At 42.6% G+C, this 5,315-nt stretch carries 5 protein-coding genes and 1 pseudogene; 4 read left to right on the top strand and 2 right to left on the bottom strand.

Going from position 1 to position 5,315, the window contains the following annotated elements:
• Positions 1 to 329 precede the first annotated feature (329 nt).
• Both DCC82_RS18885 and DCC82_RS11110 read left to right on the top strand, forming a co-directional pair.
• A pseudogene (locus DCC82_RS18885) lies at positions 330 to 482 on the top strand (transposase family protein); the annotation flags it as partial.
• A gap of 436 nt (positions 483 to 918) precedes the next feature.
• Positions 919 to 1,287 (top strand): Na-translocating system protein MpsC family protein, encoded by a 369-nt coding sequence (locus DCC82_RS11110; RefSeq protein ID WP_097354613.1) that lies wholly within the window; start codon positions 919 to 921, stop codon positions 1,285 to 1,287.
• A gap of 202 nt (positions 1,288 to 1,489) precedes the next feature.
• Here DCC82_RS11110 and DCC82_RS11105 read toward each other — a convergent pair whose 3' ends face one another.
• Positions 1,490 to 1,903 carry a hypothetical protein gene (locus DCC82_RS11105; protein WP_062755256.1) on the bottom strand — a complete coding sequence of 138 codons (414 nt, stop codon included), beginning with the start codon at positions 1,901 to 1,903 and terminating at the stop codon, positions 1,490 to 1,492.
• Between the two features lie 86 nt (positions 1,904 to 1,989).
• On the opposite strand from DCC82_RS11105, the gene DCC82_RS11100 reads away from it, so the two are divergent.
• Both DCC82_RS11100 and DCC82_RS11095 read left to right on the top strand, forming a co-directional pair.
• Positions 1,990 to 2,664 (top strand): SOS response-associated peptidase, encoded by a 675-nt coding sequence (locus DCC82_RS11100; protein WP_108430359.1) that lies wholly within the window; start codon positions 1,990 to 1,992, stop codon positions 2,662 to 2,664.
• Positions 2,661 to 3,056: a thiol-disulfide oxidoreductase DCC family protein gene (locus DCC82_RS11095; RefSeq protein WP_015864123.1), complete on the top strand. Its 396-nt coding sequence runs from the start codon at positions 2,661 to 2,663 to the stop codon at positions 3,054 to 3,056. The genes DCC82_RS11100 and DCC82_RS11095 overlap by 4 nt, the downstream gene beginning before the upstream one ends.
• Positions 3,057 to 3,877: 821 nt before the next feature.
• Here DCC82_RS11095 and DCC82_RS11090 read toward each other — a convergent pair.
• On the bottom strand, positions 3,878 to 5,059 hold the full coding sequence (locus tag DCC82_RS11090) for an MFS transporter (RefSeq protein WP_108430358.1): 1,182 nt from the start codon (positions 5,057 to 5,059) through the stop codon (positions 3,878 to 3,880).
• Positions 5,060 to 5,315: the final 256 nt, after the last annotated feature.

The raw sequence follows: 5,315 nt of genomic DNA, 5'->3' as shown, positions 1-5,315 counted from the left end.
TACTGTATTGAAAATCAAATTGGCAAACTTGTCATTGGCTATGCTGAAACATTGCAGCGCAATATGAATCTATATAGGTTGTAATAAAGAATTTCCGATCTCCATGTCCCGTCTTTATCACCTGACAAGCTGGCACGGTAACAAGAAGAGCGAACAATGCCATGTAAAACAAAATTGCAACTTATATAGGAAAAAAGACAAATCAAAACTTTGTCAATATTCCTCTCGGTAATATAAAAGAAAAACTAGAGTATCTTTNATTTTCTATGACCGAAATGCCCTATTTGTGCTGGGCTTTTTTATACACTAGCACTGGGGTGAATAGTTACAAGCGCGGCTTGTATCGAACAAAGTCTGGCAAACTAATTAATGCTGATGTAAATGGTGCATTAAACATCTTAAAGAAAAGTAAAGCTGTAGACCTGAGTGTCTTATGCTCTAGCGGCGAAGTGGACACGCCTCAAAGAATAAGGATTGCTTGAAGCAGTCAAACTTCTTTGGAAGCCCCCACTTCAAATTTTCGCTAGAAATTAAGTGGGGGTAGTTCACTACGTTTCGTGGAACGATTGTTCATGCGCCTGTGGTAATAAGTAAGGATGAAAACATCATAGACGTTCAATGGGTGGACATCGAAACAGCAGAACAACGGATGCCGTATCATCCAAATGGGATTCGCGCTTTTCTCCGGCCAACAAGCGGTGCACAATATACGATTCAACAGTAAGTAAAATAAGTTCAATAAAACTTTTTCTTGACATGAAAAATATATGGATGATTATAATAGTGAATAAATTATGCCGTTCATTGATAGATAGCCAAATTGCTAGAATGACAGTGCAGTTTGGTTATAGCCGATCGGGATGTTTCACTAAAAATAGTGGGCATGCCGTTTTTTTATGGAAAAGGGGGAACTAAGACATGCCAGTATCAAAAGGAGAAATGGAAGATCAAATTAGCCGCGCGCTTACGCAATGGGAAAAAGAATATTTAGGACGGGGGTCCGTTTCTGTTAAGACCGATATTATTCGCAACATTATTCTCGTTCAATTAAAAGGAATTTTAACGCCGGCAGAAAAAAATTTAGCAAGCACGAAGGAAGGGTTGCTGTCGATTAAACGGGTTCGCGCGGATTTAATTGAATCAGGCAGCGAGCAGCTAAAAGAAATGATTTCACGAATTACTGGAAAAGATGTCATCAGCATGCACACCGACATCAGCACCCGTACCGGGGAGCGAGTGATTGTTTTTTTATTAAACGAGAATTTAGAGGAAGAGCTGCGGAAATAACGATTTGGTGGTGATGAACTGGAGACATTTTTCAGCCATCGAAAAATGTCTCCGGTTTTTATATCTTTTGTAGAATCGTTATAGCAACAGAGGCTAAAATGAAATAAGGAACTGTTTTAAATGAAAGAATTGCTTGTGTCCATTCCGCCGTTTTGAAAAAAGTAAACATTATACTGAATCCCTTTCATATCAACATAAAACACTACGGTGCAAACGGGAAAAAGAAGAAAGCGACAAAAAATAACATGATGTAAACTGCGGCGATGTAAATGAGCGTAAAGAAGAAGGCGAAAACAAACAGCCATACTCGCGCTTCAGAAGGTGATGTCATTGTTTTCTGGATAAAGCGAAACAAAATAAGTAGAAGCAAAGAAAGGGCGAACATGAGATATGACGGAACAGCCCATTTTCCTAACGAAATTGAACCACCAGCGTTTCGCCATTCCAAGCGGCTGAGGTGGAAAAAGCCAGTTTGATAGCGAATCCATAACGAACCGATAATAAATATAGCGACCAAAACAGCAAACGTGCCGCCAATCCATCGTCTTTGCGTCGATGTTGCCCCTCGCAACAAAAGCATCACAACACCAAAGTACCCAAGTGCAACGAGTTCCATGCATATAACTCCTTTTTTAGATTATAATTCTACTTATATGAAGGAAATTCCTTTTTTATCCGTCTAAGGATAGGAGGAGATTTTTCATGTGTGGACGATTTTCATTAACAGTTGGAATCGAGCAATTGCAATCGCTTTTTGGTTTTGGCTATAGCGAAAACATCGCTCCTCGTTTTAACATTGCCCCAAGCCAACAGGTGCTAACCGTTGTGGAAGAGGATGGAGTGCGAATTGGGAAGATGATGAAATGGGGGCTCGTGCCGTCTTGGGCGAACGATCCGAAAATCGGCTGGAAGATGATCAACGCCAGGGCGGAAACCGTCGATGAAAAAGCCAGCTTTCGCCGTGCGCTCAAGCAGCGGCGCTGTTTGATTTTAGCGGACGGATTTTATGAATGGAAAAAAGAAGGAGAGAAAAAAATTCCATATCGCTTTACATTGCAAAACGAGCAGCCATTTGCGTTTGCAGGTTTGTGGGAAACATGGGACAAACAGGGCGAAACGCTGTATACGTGTACGATTATTACAACAAAAGCGAACGAATTGGTAGGTACGATTCATGATCGCATGCCCGTGATTTTGCCGCAAGAGTGGCATGACGCATGGCTAGACACGAAGTTAGAGGATACTGATTATATCAAATCGCTATTGCAGCCGTATCCTGCCGAAGAGATGAAAATGTACGAAGTGTCAACGATCGTTAATTCTCCGAAAAACGATGTCGCTGATTGCATAAAGCCAGTAAATGGGGGAGAAACATGAATCCGATTGTATTGTTTGATGACATTTGCTCGCTGTGCAATGCAAGCGTGCAGTTTATTATCGTGCGTGACCCACATGCCGTATTTCGCTTTGCTTCTTTGCAAAGTGAAACAGGCGCGGCGCTGCGGGAAAAGTTTGGTGTTCCCGAGGTGGACAGTCTCGTGTTGCTCGAAGATGGCCGCTATTATATGAAATCAAGTGCCGCTCTCCGCATTTGCCGGCGGCTTGCCGGCGTTTGGAAACTGTTTTATATATTTTGGCTTGTTCCAAAGCCGCTGCGCGATTATGTATATGATTTTGTCGCCAAGCATCGGTATGAATGGTTCGGAAAGCGCGATCATTGCCTGATGCCCACTCCCGACATCCGCGCGCGGTTTCTTGATGATGATTGATGACAAGAGCGATTGTTGAATGACGCATTTGTAAGAGAATTAGCTTGGCACAAACAGACACAATAAAATAGGACTGCCCTCTCTCTTTTTTTGCAAAAAATGTTGACAATCGAGGGAAAATCCTCATATTATAAGAGCAAATAGTGTAAAATTACACTAAAAGGGAAATTTGGTATAAAAGGGAATGGTGGTTTTGAAGTACGGATGGTGGATTTGGGGGTTCAGCCTTCCTGTCTTTTTAGTGACGTATGTGTATTCATTCTTTCTTGCCAGCAAAATTGCCTATGAATCCCAGGCGGCTTTCCGGAAAAAGTTTATTTTTACTCCGAAAGATGTGGAATATTGCAGCGATATTTACCCCATCGATGTTTTTCTCATCTCGTTAAAGACATGCCCGCTTTCCTACCTTTGTATTGCATCAGGAATGTTCTTCATTCTGCATCCACTGTATCTGCTTTATAAAAAAAGCTTTCATATAAAACGGTATATTTGGCACTGTCATGGATCCCTGTCCCATTTCTCTTTCATTTTTTCGACTATAATCAATATATTTCGATGCGTTCGTCTGCATCTCCTGTGATTGTATTATGTGTCGCTATTATCATTGTAGGAGGCCTATCCACACAAGCGAATTGGAAAACGTTTTTCCTGATGAACGGAATCGCTGCGGTTTTGACATTGTGTCTTGCGTCGCTTGCGATCCCAAATGCGAAACAGCCGCTAATCTGAAAATCTATTTTCATCGCGTTTTAGGAAAGTCCTAATCAAGAAAAGAGAGAAGGAAATTGCGTCTCCTCTCTCTTATGTGGTAATCGTGGGAATTACTCGAGCTGCTTTTGAGCATAGCCAATAAGTGGAAAGCTTAATAGCAATAAAGCCACGATAAATGTGATGACGCCAAGCCAATGAAAATGGGTCCAAAAATAGCCGCCGGCTGTGCCAGCGAGGCTGGAGCCTAAATAATAGAATAAGAGATAAAGAGAAGAGGCTTGCGCTTTATTCACGTTTGCACGCTCGCCAATCCAGGCGCTCGCGATGGAATGGCAGCCGAAAAAGCCAAAGGTAAATAACGAAAGCCCGATGATGTTGACAATGACAGACGGAACGAGTGTAACGACCGCACCAAGCACGGTCAATGCCACCGAAATGCTTAACACCAGCGCATGGCCGTGTAAATCGGCTTTTCTTCCCATATAAACCGAACTGAAACTGCCAAATATGTATACGATAAAAAGGAACCCGAGAACGGACTGGCTGAACGAATATGGCGGTTCGCTCAATAAAAAGCCGATATAGTTATACAGCGTCACAAATCCGCCCATAAATAAAAAGCCAAGTGCAATGAGAGCCATTAGCGGTTTATTGCGCAAATGAACGGCATACGCCTGCAGTGCGGTTTTGCCATTGAGCGGTTTTTTTATTGAATGTCGAGGCGTCGGGAGAATGAAAGCAAAAATCATGCTTAATAGAAGAGAAATTGCTCCAATGGAAAATAGCGCCGTCCGCCACGAAAACAAATCGGTCAGCACGCCTGTTACAATACGTCCAGCCATACCGCCGATGCTCGTTCCGCTAATATAGAGACCCATCACTTTTCCAATCCCAGCCGGATGAAATTCCTCAGCGACGTAAGCCATGGCCAGTGACGGGATGCCCGCGGCCGTCATGCCAAGAAACGTGCGTGCAAGGACAAGGGAAAGAAAATTAGGGCTAAACGCCATGGCCATTGCCAGCATCGATGTCAGCAGCATGGACATCATCATCATATTCTTTTTGCCGATGCGGTCGGATAAACTGGCCGCTATGAGCATCATTACTGCCAACGTTCCGGTAGACGCGGAAACCGTTAAGCTGGCGGACGCCGCAGAAACATGAAACTCTTTTGCGAAAATCGGCAACAGCGGCTGCGTCGTGTATAAAATCGCAAAGGTGACAAATCCCCCGAAAAATAGCGCCAAACTTGCTTTTATGTATTCGGTGGTGCCTTTTTGGATGTACGTCAATGTTCTCGCCTCTTTTGTTTCGTGTATTGCTATATTTTTACTATAACTCTTTTATATAATATAAGGAAGATATTCTGAAATGCCAAAGAGATAGAGGATTTAAAATTGCGAAAACAAACACGCCGCAATCAGACGGTATGTTTGCATCATTGTTGCGGTTTTCTTTCCAGCATCTATGAAAACATTTTTACAAGAATAACTGCTACGAAAGCCCGTGACTTTAGTCATCGGGATGAAGTGGCTGAATAATAAAATT

The organism is Geobacillus sp. LYN3 (assembly GCF_003064505.1).
GTDB classification, from domain to species: domain Bacteria; phylum Bacillota; class Bacilli; order Bacillales; family Anoxybacillaceae; genus Parageobacillus_B; species Parageobacillus_B toebii.
This window is presented reverse-complemented; position numbering and strand designations above follow the sequence as displayed.